This window comes from Siminovitchia fortis (assembly GCF_007681465.1).
In the GTDB taxonomy this organism is placed as follows: Bacteria; Bacillota; Bacilli; order Bacillales; family Bacillaceae_C; genus Siminovitchia; species Siminovitchia fortis.
Genome location: NZ_VEKZ01000143.1, coordinates 1 through 1,177 on the forward strand (window position 1 = coordinate 1; position 1,177 = coordinate 1,177).

Annotated in this window: 2 protein-coding genes; one reads left to right on the top strand and one right to left on the bottom strand. The window is 33.7% G+C overall.

The features are described from left to right. Positions 1–50 precede the first annotated feature (50 nt). Positions 51–449 carry a rolling circle replication-associated protein gene (locus FS666_RS19295; RefSeq protein WP_144463782.1) on the bottom strand — a complete coding sequence of 133 codons (399 nt, stop codon included), beginning with the start codon at positions 447–449 and terminating at the stop codon, positions 51–53. Positions 450–895: 446 nt separating this feature from the next. On the opposite strand from FS666_RS19295, the gene FS666_RS19300 reads away from it, so the two are divergent. Next, entirely contained in the window at positions 896–1,096 is a 201-nt protein-coding gene (locus FS666_RS19300) for a hypothetical protein (RefSeq protein WP_144463783.1), read from the top strand. Positions 1,097–1,177: the final 81 nt, after the last annotated feature.

Below are 1,177 nucleotides of genomic sequence, written 5' to 3' on the forward strand. Positions count from 1 at the left end.
TCAGGTTTTTCACCGGAGTTAATTTGAAATTAGGTGTCTGAAATAATGTGCTAGTTTACAACATCTGACGTGATATTTGTTTTGTGTACCCAGCCATATGACCAAAGTTCTTCCAGTTTCTTTGTTGAGACTGCTGTAAGGTTACAAACAATATGATAATGAATTGCTCCTTCTCGGCTTTCATCTTGGAACTCTATGACACCTATATATTTAAATTTCGGCAATATCATCTTTTCTAGATGATAATCAAGTCTTTTTTTAAACTTCCTGAACATATCGTTACAGCAATCAATATCTGTTGTATCAATTTCATTGGATGTTGAAAATGTGAGTGTCATAAAAGAGTATTGATCTGGAAAGTTACACTCAAGTAGCCTACGAATTTGTTTTCGAGCACGGTTGATGCTTACTTTGATGTTTTTTTCGTATTGCTCAGTACTTTGATTCACATATGTTTTACGCCCTCCATCGCAAGTCTTACTGATATTGGGAAGATGAGACAGGTGTGTAACTTCTACATATCTGTTGCTGATGGTTACTTTTGTATAAATACTTATACGCTCCTTTAGATAGCAATCAATTTCGTCAAATTAATCACTATTTATCAAGTTATATTTTAAAATTATGAACCTGTTTACACCGGTGTACTTTAGCTTAATGGCTCATGCTTTTATAATACTTCTAATGTCCTGTTTTTCAAAACAGCCCCACGGCCCGTAGTTTCAGGGCTGAGGCAATCTAAGACAATCAATAATGCTTTTTTTTGGAGGTATTGGACAATTTCGTCCAAATCCTCACTGTTTCTTTAAAATATTCAAAAATGGATATTGCATGTAATACATTACAGGTCTATGGTCAATATATAAGCTAATTTACTACGGAAGGGTGTGATTAAATGAAAATAAATATGGACTTAAGAATGGGTATCGATTCTATTAGTATTATTCCAGGAGAAGAAGACGGTGATAAAGAACTCTCCATTAGCACTTTGTTTGGGGATGAGGTGAAATTTAGCCTTACATCAGAGGGGTTAGAAGATTTTATTTATAGGTTAAGGTCAATTTGTGAATTCCACATTAATGATAGAGTGGAATAAGGCAACAATTATCGAGGAATCTATTTAGCCCCTAAATGAACTTGGACAATAAGAGTAAAAATTATTATACTGCTTAATGTA